Annotated in this window: 13 protein-coding genes and 2 pseudogenes; 12 read left to right on the top strand and 3 right to left on the bottom strand. The window is 61.8% G+C overall.

The window, feature by feature from the left end; translation table 11 throughout:
* Window positions 1–1005, top strand: a 1005-nt coding sequence (locus M1B35_RS27480; RefSeq protein ID WP_268263629.1) for an MFS transporter, incomplete at its 5' end; no start/stop codon positions are given.
* A gap of 110 nt (window positions 1006–1115) precedes the next feature.
* Here M1B35_RS27480 and rapA read toward each other — a convergent pair.
* Window positions 1116–3961: pseudogene (gene rapA / locus M1B35_RS27475) on the bottom strand (RNA polymerase-associated protein RapA).
* A 217-nt stretch (window positions 3962–4178) separates the two neighbouring features.
* On the opposite strand from rapA, the gene M1B35_RS27470 reads away from it, so the two are divergent.
* The 3 genes from M1B35_RS27470 to ccoM all read left to right on the top strand — a co-directional run bounded on the left by M1B35_RS27470 (window position 4179) and on the right by ccoM (window position 5114).
* Window positions 4179–4520, top strand: a complete 342-nt coding sequence (locus M1B35_RS27470) for an aspartate-semialdehyde dehydrogenase (protein WP_123336462.1) — start codon at window positions 4179–4181, stop codon at window positions 4518–4520.
* A 172-nt stretch (window positions 4521–4692) separates the two neighbouring features.
* Window positions 4693–4854: a hypothetical protein gene (locus tag M1B35_RS27465; protein ID WP_008074569.1), complete on the top strand. Its 162-nt coding sequence runs from the start codon at window positions 4693–4695 to the stop codon at window positions 4852–4854.
* 143 nt (window positions 4855–4997) lie between these two features.
* Complete coding sequence (gene ccoM / locus M1B35_RS31985) at window positions 4998–5114, top strand: cytochrome c oxidase subunit CcoM (protein ID WP_015634423.1); 117 nt, start codon at window positions 4998–5000, stop codon at window positions 5112–5114.
* 150 nt (window positions 5115–5264) lie between these two features.
* On the opposite strand, the gene M1B35_RS27460 is transcribed toward ccoM, so the two are convergent.
* Both M1B35_RS27460 and M1B35_RS27455 read right to left on the bottom strand, forming a co-directional pair.
* A complete protein-coding gene (locus M1B35_RS27460; RefSeq protein ID WP_123336460.1) occupies window positions 5265–6740 on the bottom strand; it encodes an inorganic phosphate transporter in 1476 nt (491 codons plus the stop codon).
* 356 nt (window positions 6741–7096) lie between these two features.
* Window positions 7097–7297 (bottom strand): hypothetical protein, encoded by a 201-nt coding sequence (locus M1B35_RS27455; protein ID WP_268263628.1) that lies wholly within the window; start codon window positions 7295–7297, stop codon window positions 7097–7099.
* A gap of 619 nt (window positions 7298–7916) precedes the next feature.
* Here M1B35_RS27455 and pcaR point away from each other — a divergent pair.
* The 8 genes and pseudogenes from pcaR (at window position 7917) to M1B35_RS27415 (ending at window position 16130) form a co-directional block, all read left to right on the top strand.
* Window positions 7917–8759 carry a pca regulon transcriptional regulator PcaR gene (gene pcaR / locus M1B35_RS27450; protein ID WP_268263627.1) on the top strand — a complete coding sequence of 281 codons (843 nt, stop codon included), beginning with the start codon at window positions 7917–7919 and terminating at the stop codon, window positions 8757–8759.
* A gap of 292 nt (window positions 8760–9051) precedes the next feature.
* Window positions 9052–10392, top strand: a complete 1341-nt coding sequence (pcaK, locus tag M1B35_RS27445) for a 4-hydroxybenzoate transporter PcaK (RefSeq protein ID WP_123336454.1) — start codon at window positions 9052–9054, stop codon at window positions 10390–10392.
* 249 nt (window positions 10393–10641) lie between these two features.
* Window positions 10642–10734: pseudogene (locus M1B35_RS27440) on the top strand (CoA-transferase subunit beta); the annotation flags it as partial.
* Window positions 10731–11936, top strand: coding sequence for a 3-oxoadipyl-CoA thiolase (gene pcaF / locus M1B35_RS27435; RefSeq protein WP_185039433.1), 1206 nt, complete (start codon window positions 10731–10733; stop codon window positions 11934–11936). The pseudogene M1B35_RS27440 and the gene pcaF, both read left to right, overlap by 4 nt.
* Window positions 11937–11967: 31 nt before the next feature.
* A complete protein-coding gene (gene pcaH, locus M1B35_RS27430; RefSeq protein WP_268263626.1) occupies window positions 11968–12672 on the top strand; it encodes a protocatechuate 3,4-dioxygenase subunit beta in 705 nt (234 codons plus the stop codon).
* A 1-nt stretch (window position 12673) separates the two neighbouring features.
* Entirely contained in the window at window positions 12674–13240 is a 567-nt protein-coding gene (pcaG, locus tag M1B35_RS27425; RefSeq protein WP_123336448.1) for a protocatechuate 3,4-dioxygenase subunit alpha, read from the top strand.
* Window positions 13241–13421: 181 nt separating this feature from the next.
* Window positions 13422–14717 (top strand): MFS family transporter, encoded by a 1296-nt coding sequence (locus M1B35_RS27420; protein ID WP_123336446.1) that lies wholly within the window; start codon window positions 13422–13424, stop codon window positions 14715–14717.
* Window positions 14718–14765: 48 nt separating this feature from the next.
* A complete protein-coding gene (locus tag M1B35_RS27415) occupies window positions 14766–16130 on the top strand; it encodes a 3-carboxy-cis,cis-muconate cycloisomerase (protein WP_123336444.1) in 1365 nt (454 codons plus the stop codon).
* Window position 16131: the final 1 nt, after the last annotated feature.

Raw genomic sequence — 16131 nt, 5'->3', positions numbered from 1 at the left:
GCCAATTCGCTGATTGGCGACCTGTTCCCCGCCCATCGGCGTGCCCGGGCCATGGGCATTTTCATGCTTGGCCTGCCGCTGGGGCTGTTGCTGGCGTTCTTCACCATCGGCGCGATGGTCAAGGCCTTCGACAGCTGGCGCGCGCCGTTCTTTATCGCTGCGGTGCCGGGATTGGTGCTGGCGGTGTTCATGTTCTTTATCAAAGAGCCCAAGCGCGGTGCGGCGGAGGCGGTGAAGGTTTCCCAGGAGCGGGTGGACCGGCCGATTCGCCGGGTGCTGGCGATCCCGACCTTTCTTTGGCTGACCCTGGCCGGCTTGACCTTCAACTTCGCCACCTACGCCTGCAACTCGTTCCTGGTGCCGATGCTGCAGCGCTATTTCCTGATGCCACTGCATGATGCGGCCGTGGCCACGGGGATCATTGTCGGGGTCACCGGGTTGTTTGGCCTGACGCTGGGAGGCTGGGTGGCGGACAAGATCCACCAGCGCGTGGCCAACGGTCGCCTGTTATTCGCGGCCTTCAGTTTGATCATCACCACGGTGACCACGGCCTGGGCCCTGTATGCCGGGCGCATCGAGATCGGGGTGTTTGTCGCGGTGTTCAGCGTCGGCTGGCTGTTTGCCTACAACTTCTACACCTGCGTGTACACGGCGATCCAGGACGTGGTGGAGCCGCGTTTGCGGGCGACCGCCATGGCGCTGTTCTTTGCCGGCCTGTATTTGCTGGGGGGCGGTTTGGGGCCGGTGGTGGTGGGGGGCTTGTCCGATCATTTCGCCCATGCGGCCATGTATGCCGAAGGTGCGGAGCAAATGACCGAAGCCTTCAAGGCCGTGGGGCTGCACGACGCCATGTACCTGATTCCGGTGGCGCTGTTCCTGACCATGCTGTTTCTGTTCCAGGCCTCCCGTTGTTTTGTCCGCGATGCCCAGCGCATGAAAGATGGGTTGGCGGCGGTGCAAGTGCCGCTTGAGGACGCCATCGCCGGCAAGCCCGCTCACACATGACGGAAGGTGCACACGAGCCCCTATAGGCGCCGGTTCGCCGGCGATCAGCCGCCCAATAAAAAAGGCCCGCATTGCGCGGGCCTTTTTGTTCACCAGGGCAGGGAGGGTGATTAACCCGCCACCAGCACCCGAATCGCTTCCAGTCGCAGTGCGGCTTTTTCCAGCATTGCCAGGCCCTGCTCCTGTTGTTGGCGCAGCGCTACCAGCTCGCTGTCGCGTACGGTCGGGTTGACCGCTTGCAAGGCGGTCAGGCGCGCCAGTTCTTCGTCGGTGTCGGCGGCCAGGCGGCGTTGGGCTTCGGCCACGCGCTCGGCGTGACGCGGCGTGACCTTGGCTTCACCGGCGTTGATCCGTGGGGTCAGTTGGTCCCGTTGTGCCTGGATGAACTTGTTGGCGCTGGCCCGTGGCACGCTTTCCAACTGGTCATTCAGGGTCTCGAACGCCACCCGCGACGACAGGTCATTGCCGTTGGCGTCCAGCAGGCAGCGCAGGGCGGCCGGCGGCAGGTAACGGCCCAGTTGCAGCGCGCGCGGTGCAACCACTTCACTGACGTAGAGCAGTTCCAGCAGCACGGTGCCGGGTTTCAGCGCCTTGTTCTTGATCAGCGCCACTGCGGTGTTGCCCATGGAGCCGGACAGCACCAGGTCCATGCCGCCTTGCACCATCGGGTGTTCCCAGGTGATGAACTGCATGTCCTCGCGGGACAGCGCCTGGTTGCGGTCGTAGGTGATGGTCACGCCTTCGTCGTCGCCCAGGGGGAAGCTGGCGTCGAGCATCTTCTCGCTGGGCTTGAGGATCAGGGCGTTTTCCGAGTGGTCTTCGCTGTCGATACCGAAGGCGTCGAACAGGGTTTCCATATAGATCGGCAGGGCGAACTGGTCGTCCTGCTCAAGGATCGCCTCCACCAGCGCATCCCCTTCACCCGCGCCGCCGGAGTTCAACTCCAGCAGGCGGTCGCGGCCGGTGTGCAGCTCGGCTTCCAGGCGTTCACGCTCGCCACGGGCTTCATCGATCAGGGCTTGCCACTCGCCGTCGTCGGCGTTTTCCAGCAGCGGCAGCAGGCGCGGGCCGAACTGGTGCTGCAAGGCGTTACCGGTTGGGCAGGTATTGAGGAAGGCGTTCAGCGCTTCGTGGTACCACTGGAACAGACGCTCTTGCGGGCTGGTTTCCAGGTACGGCACGTGCAGTTCGATCACATGCTTCTGACCGATCCGGTCCAGACGACCGATGCGCTGCTCCAGCAGGTCTGGGTGAGACGGCAGGTCGAACAGTACCAAGTGATGGGAGAACTGGAAGTTGCGACCTTCACTGCCGATTTCCGAGCAGATTAGTACCTGGGCGCCGAATTCTTCATCGGCGAAGTAGGCGGCCGCACGGTCACGCTCAAGGATGTTCATGCCTTCGTGGAACACCGTGGCCGGGATGCCGGAGCGCACGCGCAGGGCGTCTTCCAGGTCCATGGCGGTTTCCGCGTGGGCGCAGATCACCAGGACCTTGGTGCGCTTGAGCATTTTCAACTGGTCGATCAGCCACTCGACCCGAGGGTCGAATTTCCACCAGCGCTCTTCGTCGCTGGCTTCTGGCTGGGCCTGGAAGCTGACTTCCGGGTACAGCTCGGCGTGCTCGCCCAGGGGCAGTTCCAGGTATTCGTCCGGGCATGGCAGCGGGTAGGCGTGCAGTTTGCGCTCGGGGAACCCTTGCACAGCGGCGCGGGTGTTGCGGAACAGCACGCGGCCGGTGCCGTGGCGGTCCAGCAACTCACGCACCAGGCGCGCGCTGGCTTCGGTGTCGCCATCATTGACGGCGGTCAGCAGGGCTTCGCCCTCGTTGCCGAGGAAACCATGGATGGTCTTGTGCGCCTTGGGCGACAGGCGACCTTTATCCATCAGTTCCTGTACGGCTTCAGCCACCGGGCGATAGTTCTCGCTCTCGGCGCGGAAGGCGGCCAGGTCGTGGAAGCGATTCGGGTCCAGCAGGCGCAGACGGGCGAAGTGGCTGTCCTGGCCCAGTTGTTCCGGGGTCGCGGTCAGCAGCAGCACGCCGGGGATGGTTTCGGCCAGTTGCTCCACCAGGGTGTATTCCGGGCTGGCCTGGTCTTCGTGCCACACCAGGTGGTGGGCTTCGTCGACCACCATCAGGTCCCAACCGGCCGCGAACAGTGCGTCCTGGGCCTTCTCGTCGTCCACCAGCCATTCCAGGGCCACCAGGGCCAACTGGGTGTCTTCGAAGGGGTTGCTGGCATCGCTTTCGATAAAGCGTTCTTCGTCGAACAGCGCAACCTGTAGGTTGAAGCGCCGGCGCATTTCCACCAGCCATTGGTGCTGGAGGTTTTCCGGCACCAGGATCAGGATCCGGTTGGCCCGGCCCGACAGCAGTTGGCGATGGATCACTAGGCCAGCTTCGATGGTTTTGCCCAGGCCCACTTCGTCCGCCAGCAAGACCCGCGGCGCGATGCGATCGGCGACTTCACGGGCAATGTGCAACTGGTGGGCGATAGGTTGGGCGCGCACGCCACCTAGGCCCCAGAGCGAGGACTGCAACTGGCGGCTGGTGTGTTCCAGGGTGTGGTAGCGCAGGGAGAACCAGGCCAGCGGGTCGATCTGCCCGGCGAACAGACGGTCGCTGGCCAGGCGGAACTGGATGAAGTTCGAGAGTTGGGTTTCCGGCAGGGTAACCTGCTCGTTCTGCCCATTGAGGCCGTGGTAGACCAGCAAACCGTCGACGTCGTCGACTTCTTGCACAGTCATTTTCCAGCCTTCGAAGTGGGTGATGCTGTCACCCGGGGAAAACTCACGCGAGTGAGGGGCGCATTCCGTAGCGCATACTGGCGTGTGTCGCCAGTGGCCGGATAGAGCACGGTCAGCAAGCGACCGTCCTGTGCCAGAACGGTGCCTAAACCTAGCTCGGCTTCGCTGTCACTAATCCAGCGTTGCCCCGGTTGATACTGCTGCGCCATGCTGCCTGACTCCCGCCTTGAAAAAGCCGACTATCTTAACGGAACGTGGCTCTGAGACCCAAGAACTCTGAGAAAAACACTTGGTTAAACGGTAGCGCAGGATCAGATTTATCCGGCCCAAGGGCACCTTTGGCTGACGATTGGGTCACAAGTTTGCGACAGATGGCTCAAGTCGCCCCCCATGCAGCCGACAGCTTGCCGACAGGAGACTAAAAACATGCTGCCACCGATGCTGCCCCTGAGCGCCGTGCCCGTTACATCCCAGCAGGATCCGATCCGACAGCGTCCGGACATTCCGCCGGTGGTGCCGGTACAGGAAAGCTCCAACGAAAGCACGATCGACCTGCAAAAGCGCGATGCCGAGCAGTCGGCCTTGTTGCTGCGCGAAGAGCAGCGTCGCCAGCAGGAACGGCAGAAGCGCCAGCGCGAAGCCGAGGAAGACCCCGAAGAGCACCTGGCGGTGCCGGGTGACGAACTCAATGCCGACAACACCGTGCCGGTGATCCCATTGATCGAGGGGGCGCCGCGCCAGGGTTTGTGGGTGGACGTCGAGGTCTAGGGGCCTGCGGCTGCTCAAAGGCATGGAGCGAAGGATTTTATTGCCACGTGCAGGGTCCGATCACTGGTCAGGCGGTGCCTCACGCCGCATGATTGGCACACCTGCAAGGGCCGTAGGCTGCCTATCCCCAGCGCTGCGGCTGTCATTGAACCCAACGATGCCAAGCCAAACCATGAGCCAAGATGACAAGCTGATCGACCTGAATGCCGAACGTGCCAAGCGTGTGCACGACCTCAATGAAAAGCGTTTGAACGAAGTTCGCCAGGCCTTCGAGCAGGCAATGCCTTTGGGTAAAGCCAAGAAAAAGCCGAAAAACAAACCGAAAAAGCGCTGAACAGGGCGCTTTTTTTGATTCAGATCAGTTATTCCCCCTTCCTCGCGCCCCGTCTTGGGCGTCATTGACGCCGGTCAATTTTCCCCGCCGCCTGTTTGTTTAACTTAGCCCCATCGCAACAGGGCAAGAGCAGGAGGCCAGTCATGTTTTTCGACAATGTGGTGATCGCCGGAGTGCTGACTGTCGGCCTCATGGTTCTGTTTTTCGCAGGGTTTGGATTCTTCATCTGGAAAGACGCAAACAAGCGTAAAAAACCTTAAGTCTTTCCGATACAACGAGCACGCAAGGCATTTTGGGCAACTTCGGTTGCCCTTTTTTTTGCCTATCGTTTGGCCGTTATGAGACAAATATTCAGGCGTAAAAAAAGGTGCAACCCGCAAGGGCGCACCTTTTTTCGTTGCCGCTGAAGATCAGGTGCCGAGGACGGTGGACGCCAGCCAGAACAGGCCGGCCGACAAGGCCACGGTGGCCGGCAGGGTCAGGACCCAGGCCAGCAGGATGGTCCGCACAGTGCCGCCTTGCAGGCCGCTTTTGTTGGCAACCATGGTTCCCGCTACACCCGAGGACAGCACGTGGGTGGTGGAGACGGGCAGGCTGAATACGTTGGCCAGGCCGATCAAGGCTGCTGCGGTGATCTGTGCCGACATGCCTTGGGCATAGGTCATGCCTTGCTTGCCGATTTTTTCACCGATGGTCAGGACCACACGTTTCCAGCCGATCATGGTGCCCAGGCCCAGAGCCAGGGCGACGGCCAGGATCACCCAGAACGGTGCGTACTCGGTGGTGGCAGTCAGGTCTTTGCGCAGCTTGTCCAGGTCGGCTTTTTCACGCGGGGCGAGACCCGGCAGCTTGCCGACTTTCTTCGCGGTGTCATCCAGGCACAGCAGGTAGCGACGCACTTCAATACGGGTTTCCGACGGCAGCGAATGGTAGTCGGCCACACCTTTGAGGCTGCCCAGCAGCGCAGTGATGGTCGGTTCAGTCTGCTGTGGGTTGCAGCGGAACTTGCCCGGCAGGTCGTCTTTCACGCTTTTGCCCAAGGCTAGGAATTCGCCCAGGGAATCATTGTTGCGCTGGTAGAACTGGCTGAGGTGCAGGGTGGCGTCGCGGGTGCGCTCGATCTGGTAGGTGGTGCTGTTGAGGTCGAGCACGAACTGCGCAGGAACGATGCCGATCAGTACCAGCATGATCAGGCCGATGCCTTTTTGACCGTCGTTGGAGCCGTGGACAAAGCTCACGGCCATGGCGGAAATCACCAGTACCAGGCGGTTCCAGAACGGCGGGTGCTTCTTGTCATCGACCTTGCGGCGCTGTTCCGGGGTCTTGTGCATCTTCGAAATCGGACGCCACCACTTCAAGCCGATCAGCACCAGGGCGGCGATGATGAAGCCGGCCATGGGCGAGAACACCAGGGAAGCGCCGATATCGATCGCTTTCTGCCAGTTCACGCCATCGCCCAGGGGAATGTCGTTGAGCAGGGCATTGGCCAGGCCGACGCCCAGGATCGAGCCGATCAGGGTGTGGGAGCTGGACGCCGGAATGCCGAAGTACCAGGTGCCCAGGTTCCAGGCGATGGCCGCAGCCAGCAACGAGAACACCATGGCCAACCCGTGACCGGTGTTGACATTGATCAGCAACTCGACCGGCAGCAAATGGACGATGGCATAGGCCACGCCGACGCCGCCGAGCAACACACCGAGGAAGTTGAAGACACCGGAAAAGAACACCGCCAGGTGCGGTGGCATGGCTTTGGTGTAGATGACGGTGGCAACTGCGTTGGCAGTGTCATGAAAGCCGTTGATGAACTCGTAGGCGAGGACAAAGGCCAGGGCGAGCAAGAGGCTCACAAGCACCCAAGCATCCAGTCCGCTGAATAAATCGATCATGAAGGTTTTCTGACCCGGTCATAAGGGGGCGCGATTATGCCAGAAAACCCCGGTAATCAATGCATAAGGTGCTCGCCGGTAACATTTTTCAACGGAAAAATTGACCGGGAGGAGAGGATCCTGGGAATTTTCGAGGATCGGATAAGCCATTGAATTCATTGACTGAACGTGCATCGAGCAGCCGATTTGCGAGGCGTGTCGCGGGTTCAAACGCTTGTATGAAATTTCAAGGTGCAAGCCTGTGGCGGGGCCCGGCCCGATTCTGTCAGGTCGCCGCGCCGCCAATCATCCGCCGGGCCGCTGGCTGTGGCCACGCGGTGGGCGAAGCAGGCTGGAAAAAGATCAAGAGAGCGGCATCAAGGCTGTTCGGCCTTGAGTTCTTTCTCCATCTTTTGCAGTTCTTCGTTAAATGCCTGATCAAGAATACTGGCGCGTTTACGCCATGGTTTGCGTTCTGGTTCAGGTTGGGCGGCGTAGGTGGTGACTTCCCCGCCGTAAACTTCCTTGTAACGTTGTTCCTGGCGCTCAAGTTCCGCGCGCAGTTCGTCTTTCGTCACAGTGTTACCTAATTGAGTTGAGGTAAATTCCGGTGCTACACATTGCCTGTTGGCGATTAATCAGCGCTTGAGGATACGAGCCTGTTTAAAGGCCGAGCTCCTCGCGGTGAATCAACGACGCCCATGTTGCATGCGGCCACGCCACCGGATCAGAACAGCTGTCGTAGCAACAGTCTTGTTTGCTGGCAAACGCATTGGCCGGATGGAACATATAGGGTCAAGCGCTTGCGGCAGGTTCGTCATCTAAGTTTGAGTTGCCTGAGTGACACCCAGGCCGGACAAGCAATAAGTCCCGGCGGGTCACCTGCTGCATTATAGCTATCAGGTTGAATAACTCTATTGCCGCAAAGTTAAAAAGTGGCAACTTCTGTGTGAGTATTTTGTGACGTCAAAGTTTTAATCGTTGAATGCTGGACTAGACCAACACCCATCAACGGTACTTTTGCCCTCAATAAGGCTGGCAGGTGAGGGGATGGAAAGCGTCACCTGAGTGGTGAGAATCGGGTGTTGCGATTATCGGTCGCTGGTTCGATAATCGCCCGATGTGGGCGGTACTGGCGTGTGCTACCTCTCCAGTACGCCCTGTCATACGGCAGAACTTCGTCGCAGAGAGCCTGAAATGAACGATCAAATGCGTAATTCCTTTGCCTCCGTGGCACCGCCGATTGTGGCCTCTCCAGCCAAGCGCATTCAGGCTCTGACCGGCGACCCTGATTTCATGACGTCCCTGGCTCGCGGTCTGGCGGTGGTCCAGGCCTTCCAGGAGCGCAAGCGGCACCTGACCATCGCCCAGATCAGCCACCGCACCGAAATCCCCCGGGCGGCGGTGCGCCGCTGCCTGCATACCTTGATCAAGCTGGGGTATGCCACCACCGATGGCCGCACCTACTCGTTGCTGCCCAAGGTCCTGACCCTGGGTCACGCCTACCTGTCGTCCACGCCCCTGGCGGTGTCTGCCCAGCCCTATCTGGACCGCATGAGCGAGCAACTGCACGAAGCCTGCAATATGGCGACCCTGGAAGGGGAAGACATTCTCTACATCGCCCGCTCGGCGACCACCCAGCGCTTGATCTCGGTGGACCTGTCGGTTGGCGGGCGGTTGCCGGCCTATTGCACGTCTATGGGCCGAATCTTGCTGGCGGCCCTGGATGACGCTTCCTTGCGTGAATACCTGGAGCACGCTGATCTGCAAGCCAAGACCAGCCGCACGCAGCACACCCCCGAGGCCTTGCTCGAATGCCTGCAACAGGTACGTCAGCAAGGCTGGTGCATCGTCGACCAGGAGTTGGAGCAGGGCCTGCGTTCCATTGCGGTGCCGGTGTATGACGCCTCGGGCCAGGTGTTGGCGGCGCTGAACGTCAGCACCCACGCCGGGCGGGTCAGCCGGGCCGAGTTGGAGCAGCGTTTTCTGCCGGGTTTGCTCAGTGCCAGTCGCGACCTGAGTGCCCAGTTGTTTGCTTAAGGTGTTCGATAAACGCACAAATACGCGCTTGGCGAATTGACGCTCTTTCCCTTGGCTCATTAATGTCGCGGCAGCGTCATCGGCCGTTGGTGCATGTCACCGGCGGCCAGTGGCGACCCGATAATAATGAAGAGGCCCATCCTCATGAACACAGCATCCCGGCGTCGTCGCCACGACCTGTTCTGCCGTCCCGCGCGAGTCGCCTGATTCCGCTATTCCCTTGATTGTTCGATGACCCGAGCCGTTGCGCCTGGCCTCTGCTCGCCCGCGTTTTTGTGTGGAAATAAAAATAATGACCCAGCCTCAATCCGCCAACTGCCTCGATGTGCAGTCCTTTATTAATACCCAGCCCTTGTCGCGTTATCAGTGGCGAGTGGTGATCCTGTGTTTCCTGATTGTCTTCCTCGATGGCCTGGACACGGCGGCCATGGGCTTTATCGCCCCGGCGCTGTCCCAGGATTGGGGCATCGACCGCGCCAGCCTCGGCCCGGTGATGAGTGCCGCGCTGATCGGCATGGTCTTTGGTGCCCTGGGTTCCGGGCCGCTGGCTGACCGCTTCGGTCGCAAAGTGGTGCTGGTAGGGGCGGTGTTGGTGTTCGGCGCCTTCAGCCTGGCCTCGGCCTACAGCAGCAACGTCGATCAATTGCTGGTGCTGCGCTTCCTCACGGGCCTGGGCCTGGGTGCCGGCATGCCCAACGCCACCACCTTGCTCTCGGAATACACCCCGGAGCGCCACAAGTCGTTGTTGGTCACCAGCATGTTCTGCGGCTTTAACCTGGGCATGGCGGGCGGTGGTTTTATCTCTGCCAAGCTGATCCCGGCCTTCGGCTGGCACAGCCTGTTGCTGATCGGCGGCATCCTGCCGCTGATTCTGGCAGCGGTGCTGTTGCTGTGGTTGCCGGAGTCGGCGCGTTACCTGGTGGTGCGCAATCGGGGTACCGACAAGGTGCGCAAGACCTTAGCCCCCATTGAGCCGACCATCGTTGGCCAAGCCACCAGCTTCAGCGTGCCGGAACAGAAGACCGTCAAGGCTCGCAACGTCTTCGCGGTGATTTTCTCCGGCACCTACAGCGTCGGCACCTTGCTGCTGTGGCTGACCTATTTCATGGGGCTGGTGATTGTCTACCTGCTGACCAGTTGGCTGCCGACCCTGATGCGTGACAGTGGCGCAAGCATGGAACAGGCCGCGTTTATCGGCGCCTTGTTCCAGTTTGGCGGGGTGCTCAGTGCCGTTGGGGTGGGCTGGGCCATGGACCGCTTCAACCCGCACAAGGTCATCGGCACGTTTTACCTGCTGGCCGGGGTATTCGCCTACGCGGTAGGCCAGAGCCTGGGCAATATCACCCTCCTGGCCACTCTGGTGCTGATTGCCGGTATGTGCGTCAACGGTGCGCAATCGGCGATGCCTTCCTTGGCGGCGCGTTTCTATCCGACCCAGGGCCGGGCCACTGGCGTTTCGTGGATGCTGGGCATCGGCCGTTTCGGCGCGATCCTGGGGGCCTGGATGGGCGCCACACTGTTGGGCCTGGGCTGGAACTTCGAGCAAGTGCTGACGGCGCTGGTGATTCCAGCGGCCTTGGCCACCGCTGCCGTGTTGATCAAAGGCATGGTCAGCCATGCGGATGCCACCTGATACGGGCTGCGACTGGTTGACCGGCCCTGTGCAGGCAAGTCCGCCCCGGCAATTCCTGCCGGGCCGGGCTTGTCCACAAGCTTTTATGGAGATAGATAGCCTTGCAACAATCCGTTCGATAAGCGAACGCTCAGTCGATTATCGGATTGTTTGGGCGTTTGCCCCGGCTTAATCTTCAGTACCTTTATCTTCAATTGCTTTGGCGTGCCCCTCGCGCCGTTTTTTTCAGCGGTCTGATCAACGTCGCAGACCGCCGTACTGACCGAGATCGAATTGACTGCCCTGCGTGACCTGGAAGCGCGGAATGCCGCCGCTCACGGCCAAGCCCCTGGAGAAGCCTGATGCGTGAAGTATTTATCTGTGATGCCATTCGTACCCCTATCGGCCGTTTTGGCGGTGGTCTATCGGCCGTGCGCGCCGACGACCTGGCCGCCGCGCCGATCAAGGCGTTGATGGAACGCAACCCGTCGGTGGACTGGACGGCCGTTGACGAGGTGTTCCTCGGCTGCGCCAACCAGGCCGGTGAAGACAACCGCAACGTGGCGCGCATGGCGCTGCTGTTGGCAGGGCTGCCGGAGAGCATTCCGGGCGTGACCCTGAACCGTCTCTGCGCTTCGGGCATGGACGCCATCGGCACCGCCTTCCGGGCCATTGCCAGCGGCGAGATGGAGCTGGCGATTGCCGGTGGCGTCGAGTCCATGTCTCGCGCGCCGTTTGTCATGGGCAAGGCCGACAGCGCTTTCTCGCGCAACATGAAACTGGAAGACACCACCATCGGCTGGCGCTTCATCAACCCGTTGATGAAAGCCCAGTACGGTGTGGATGCGATGCCGCAGACCGCCGACAACGTGGCCGACGATTACAAGGTGTCCCGTGCCGATCAGGACGCCTTTGCCCTGCGCAGCCAGCAACGCACTGCCGCCGCGCAAGCCGCCGGGTTCTTCGCTGAAGAAATCGTTCCGGTGCGCATCGTCCATAAAAAGGGCGAGACCGTGGTTGAGCAGGACGAGCACCCACGTGCCGATACCTCCCTGGAAACCCTGAGCAAGCTCAAGCCGGTCAACGGCCCGGACAAGACCGTCACCGCCGGCAACGCCTCGGGCGTCAACGATGGCGCGGCCGCCCTGATCCTGGCCTCGGCCGAAGCGGTGAAAAAACACGGCCTGACCGCCCGTGCCCGCGTATTGGGCATGGCCAGCGCCGGTGTCGCGCCGCGCGTCATGGGCATCGGTCCGGTGCCTGCCGTGCGTAAACTGATCGAGCGCCTGGGCGTGGCGGTCAGCGATTTTGATGTCATCGAACTCAACGAAGCCTTCGCCAGCCAAGGTTTGGCGGTATTGCGTGAGCTGGGCCTGGCGGACGATGCGCCTCAGGTTAACCCCAACGGCGGTGCCATTGCCCTGGGCCACCCGTTGGGCATGAGCGGTGCACGCCTGGTCTTGACCGCTCTGCATCAGCTGGAAAAGACCGGCGGCAAGAAAGGCCTGGCGACCATGTGCGTCGGTGTTGGCCAAGGGCTGGCACTGGCGATTGAGCGCGTCTGACGCGCTGCTTTATAAGAAGAGAGAATTGAACATGACTGACAAGCCCGGTTACCGGCGCCCGCAAGCGGGCACTCAGCCTGATTACTTGCACCCTGAATACAAGTCCACCAATCTGCGCTCGCCGTCCCAGCCGTTGGTGTTCCTGCCCCATTCGCTGTCGGAAATCACCGGCCCGACCATCGGCGCCGATTACCTGCAGGGCAAGGATAACGACCTGACTGCCCAACACGCTGCCGAGCCCCAGGGCGAACGCATCATCGTGCACGGGCGGGTACTGGATGAGAACGGCTTGCCGGTGCCGGGGATCCTGGTGGAGATCTGGCAGGCCAACGCCGCCGGTCGCTACAACCACGACCGCGACCTGCACGATGCGCCCCTGGACCCGAACTTCACCGGCACTGGCCGCACCGTCACCGACGCCGACGGCTGGTATCAGTTCCAGACCATCAAGCCCGGTGCCTATCCGTGGGGCAACCACCACAACGCCTGGCGCCCGGCGCATATCCACTTTTCGCTGTTCGGCCCGAGCATCCTCACGCGCCTGGTGACCCAGATGTACTTCCCGGGTGACCCGCTGCTGGCCTACGACCCGATCTACAACTGCGTACCAGACACCCGTGCCAAGGAACGCCTGATCGCCAGCTTCGACCTGGACAAGACCATCCCTTCCTACGCCCTCGGCTACCGCTGGGACATCGTCCTGCGCGGCCGCGATGCCACGCCGATGGAGAAATAACATGACGCTGACTGCGACCACTTCCCACACCGTCGGCCCTTACTACCACATCGGCCTGACCTGGCTGAACCGTGAAGACCTGACCCAACCCGAGACCTGGGGCGACCGCGTAGCGATCACTGGGCAAGTGGTGGACGGCAACGGTGACTTCGTCAACGACGCGATGCTGGAAATCTGGCAGGCCAACGCCGTGGGCAAATACGATCACCCCGAAGATGAACAGGACAAAGCCCTGGACCCGAACTTCCAGGGTTTCGGCCGCGTGCCGGTGGACGCCGAAGGGCGTTTCCGTTTCACCACCATCAAGCCGGGGACCGTGCCGGGCCTCAAGGGCAGCACCCAGGCACCGCACTTGGTGGTGCTGGTGTTCGCCCGTGGCCTGGTCAAACACTTGCTGACCCGCATCTACTTCGATGCCGAGCCTGCCAATGCCAACGACCCGCTCTTGGCCTGCGTGCCCGAAGCGCGTCGCGGCACCTTGTTGGCCAAAGCCGATGCCGATGGCCAGTACCAGTGGAACGTGATTCTCCAGGGCACCGACGCTGAGACGGTGTTCTTCGATTATTGAGTTCGCTGGGTGTTGATTGCCGGCAAGCCGGCTGCTGCGAGCCCACGATCTCGTAGAAGCCGGTTTGCGGGCATCGCCTTGAGGCCTGAAGCGCTGATCGGCGCCTGGTCGATGGGCTTTGCGGAACGGGACTGTTGCTAAGTGTGTCTAGACTCACACGGTCCCCTCAGAGTGAAAAACCATGACAAGCACAACCAGTCACTACACCAGCGAGGAACGCAGCAAGAGGATCTTCGCGATCGTCGGTGCGTCTTCCGGCAACCTGGTCGAATGGTTCGACTTCTACGTCTACGCCTTTTGCGCCATCTATTTCGCCCCAGCCTTCTTCCCCTCCGATGACCCCACGGTGCAGTTGCTCAACACCGCCGGTGTGTTCGCCGCCGGGTTCCTGATGCGTCCTATCGGCGGCTGGCTGTTCGGCCGGGTGGCCGACAAGCACGGGCGCAAGAATTCCATGATGATCTCGGTGCTGATGATGTGCGCCGGCTCCCTGGTCATCGCCTTCCTGCCGACCTACGCCAGCATTGGCGCCTGGGCCCCGGCGCTGCTCTTGGCGGCGCGGCTGTTCCAAGGGTTGTCGGTGGGCGGCGAGTACGGCACCACGGCCACCTACATGAGTGAAGTGGCGCTCAAGGGGCAGCGTGGCTTCTTTGCTTCCTTCCAGTACGTGACCCTGATTGGCGGGCAACTGCTGGCAGTGTCGGTGGTGGTGATCCTCCAGCAGTTCCTCGACGAAGCGGAGTTGAAAGCCTGGGGCTGGCGCATTCCGTTTGTCATCGGTGCCATTGCGGCGGTGATCTCGCTGTTGTTGCGGCGCTCCCTGAAGGAAACCAGCAGCAAGGAAATGCGTGAAGACAAGGACGCCGGCAGTATTGCCGCGCTGTTCAAGAATCACTCCAAGGCCTTTATCACCGTGCTCGGCTACACCGCCGGCGGCTCGCTGATTTTCTACACCTTCACCACCTACATGCAGAAGTACCTGGTGAACACCGCCGGCATGCACGCCAAGACCGCCAGCTACATCATGACGGGCGCGCTGTTCCTCTATATGTGCATGCAGCCGTTGTTCGGCATGCTTGCCGACAAGATCGGCCGGCGTAATTCCATGCTCTGGTTTGGCGCCCTGGGCACCCTGTGCACGGTGCCGATCCTGCTGACCCTGAAAACCGTCACCAGCCCGTTCCTGGCCTTTGTATTGATCACCCTGGCGTTGGCCATCGTCAGTTTCTACACCTCCATCAGCGGCCTGGTGAAGGCCGAGATGTTCCCGCCGCAAGTGCGTGCGCTGGGGGTGGGCTTGGCGTATGCGGTGGCGAATGCGATCTTCGGCGGCTCTGCGGAGTACGTGGCCCTGGGCCTCAAGTCCCTGGGCATGGAAAACACCTTCTACTGGTACGTCACGGCGATGATGGCGGTGGCGTTTCTGTTCAGTCTGCGCCTGCCCAAGCAGGCGGCTTATCTGCACCACGATCTTTGACCTGTTCGCCGGCGCCCATGGTGGGCGCCGGCTTCCATAGGACTGTTTATGAGTACACCGGCGAGCAATCAGCTGTTTGATGCCTACTTCACTGCCCGGGACATGCGCGGCGTGTTTTGCGACCAGGGCCGGGTCCAGGCCATGCTCGACTTCGAGGCTGCCCTGGCGCGGGCTGAGGCCCGTGTGGGGTTGATCCCGTCGAGCGCTGTGGCACCGATCGCGGCCGCCTGCCAAGCCCAGCGTTACGATTTTTCGGCCCTGGGTGATGCGATTGCCACGGCGGGCAATTCGGCGATTCCCCTGGTCAAGGCCCTGGGCAAGCAGATTGCCCAGTCCGATGCCGAGGCCGAGCGCTATGTGCACTTGGGGGCTACCAGCCAGGACGTCATGGACACCGGGCTGGTGCTGCAACTGCGCCGCGCCCTGGCATTGCTCGAAGCCGACCTGGAACGTCTCGGTGGAACCCTGGCCGCCCAGGCCAAGCGTTACGCGACCACGCCGTTGGCCGGTCGTACCTGGTTGCAGCACGCCACGCCAGTGACCCTCGGCATGAAAATCGGCGGCTGGCTGGGGGCGCTGACCCGCAGTCGGCAACGCCTGCAAGAACTCAAGCCTCGGTTGCTGGTGCTGCAGTTCGGCGGGGCGTCCGGAACCCTGGCCGCCCTGGGTGACCAGGCCATGCCGGTGGCCGAGGCCCTGGCCGCCGAGTTGCAGCTGACATTGCCGGAGCAGCCTTGGCACACCCAGCGTGATCGCCTGGTGGAATTCGCCGCGGTGCTGGGCTTAATCGCTGGCAGCCTGGGCAAGTTGGGCCGGGACATCAGCCTGCTGATGCAGACCGAGGCGGCGGAGGTGTTCGAACCTTCGGCGCCGGGCAAGGGTGGGTCGTCCACCATGCCGCACAAACGCAATCCGGTGGGCGCAGCGGTGTTGATCAGCGCTGCGACCCGGGTGCCGGGCTTGGTGGCGACGATGTTCAGCGCCATGCCCCAGGAACACGAGCGCAGCCTGGGGCTGTGGCACGCCGAATGGGAAACCCTGCCGGAGATTTGCTGCCTGGTGTCTGGGGCCCTGCAACAGGCGTTGCTGGTGGCCGAAGGGCTGGAAGTCGATGCCGAGCGCATGCTGCGCAACCTCGATCTGACCCAGGGCCTGGTGCTGGCCGAAGCGGTCAGCATTGCCCTGGCCCAGCGTCTGGGGCGCGAGACGGCACATCATCTGTTGGAGCAATGCTGCAAACGCGCGGTGGCTGAACAACGCCATCTGCGTGCCGTACTGGGGGACGACCCGCACGTGACCGCCGAATTGTCGGCGGCCGAGTTGGACCGTCTGCTGGACCCTGCCCATTACCTCGGCCAGGCGCACACCTGGGTCGAGCGTGCCGTGGCCGAACATTTCGCGTTGAACGCCTGAA

This window comes from Pseudomonas morbosilactucae (assembly GCF_023241665.1).
In the GTDB taxonomy this organism is placed as follows: Bacteria; Pseudomonadota; Gammaproteobacteria; order Pseudomonadales; family Pseudomonadaceae; genus Aquipseudomonas; species Aquipseudomonas morbosilactucae.
This window is presented reverse-complemented; position numbering and strand designations above follow the sequence as displayed.

Bases quoted from the DNA above. Each gene is read 5' to 3' on its own strand.
- M1B35_RS27470 (WP_123336462.1), top strand. From the start codon at position 4,179: ATGCTGCCACCGATGCTGCCCCTGAGCGCCGTGCCCGTTACATCCCAG.
- M1B35_RS27465 (WP_008074569.1), top strand. From the start codon at position 4,693: ATGAGCCAAGATGACAAGCTGATCGACCTGAATGCCGAACGTGCCAAG.
- ccoM (WP_015634423.1), top strand. From the start codon at position 4,998: ATGTTTTTCGACAATGTGGTGATCGCCGGAGTGCTGACTGTCGGCCTC.
- M1B35_RS27460 (WP_123336460.1), bottom strand. From the start codon at position 6,740: ATGATCGATTTATTCAGCGGACTGGATGCTTGGGTGCTTGTGAGCCTC.
- pcaR (WP_268263627.1), top strand. From the start codon at position 7,917: ATGAACGATCAAATGCGTAATTCCTTTGCCTCCGTGGCACCGCCGATT.
- pcaK (WP_123336454.1), top strand. From the start codon at position 9,052: ATGACCCAGCCTCAATCCGCCAACTGCCTCGATGTGCAGTCCTTTATT.
- pcaH (WP_268263626.1), top strand. From the start codon at position 11,968: ATGACTGACAAGCCCGGTTACCGGCGCCCGCAAGCGGGCACTCAGCCT.
- pcaG (WP_123336448.1), top strand. From the start codon at position 12,674: ATGACGCTGACTGCGACCACTTCCCACACCGTCGGCCCTTACTACCAC.
- M1B35_RS27420 (WP_123336446.1), top strand. From the start codon at position 13,422: ATGACAAGCACAACCAGTCACTACACCAGCGAGGAACGCAGCAAGAGG.
- M1B35_RS27415 (WP_123336444.1), top strand. From the start codon at position 14,766: ATGAGTACACCGGCGAGCAATCAGCTGTTTGATGCCTACTTCACTGCC.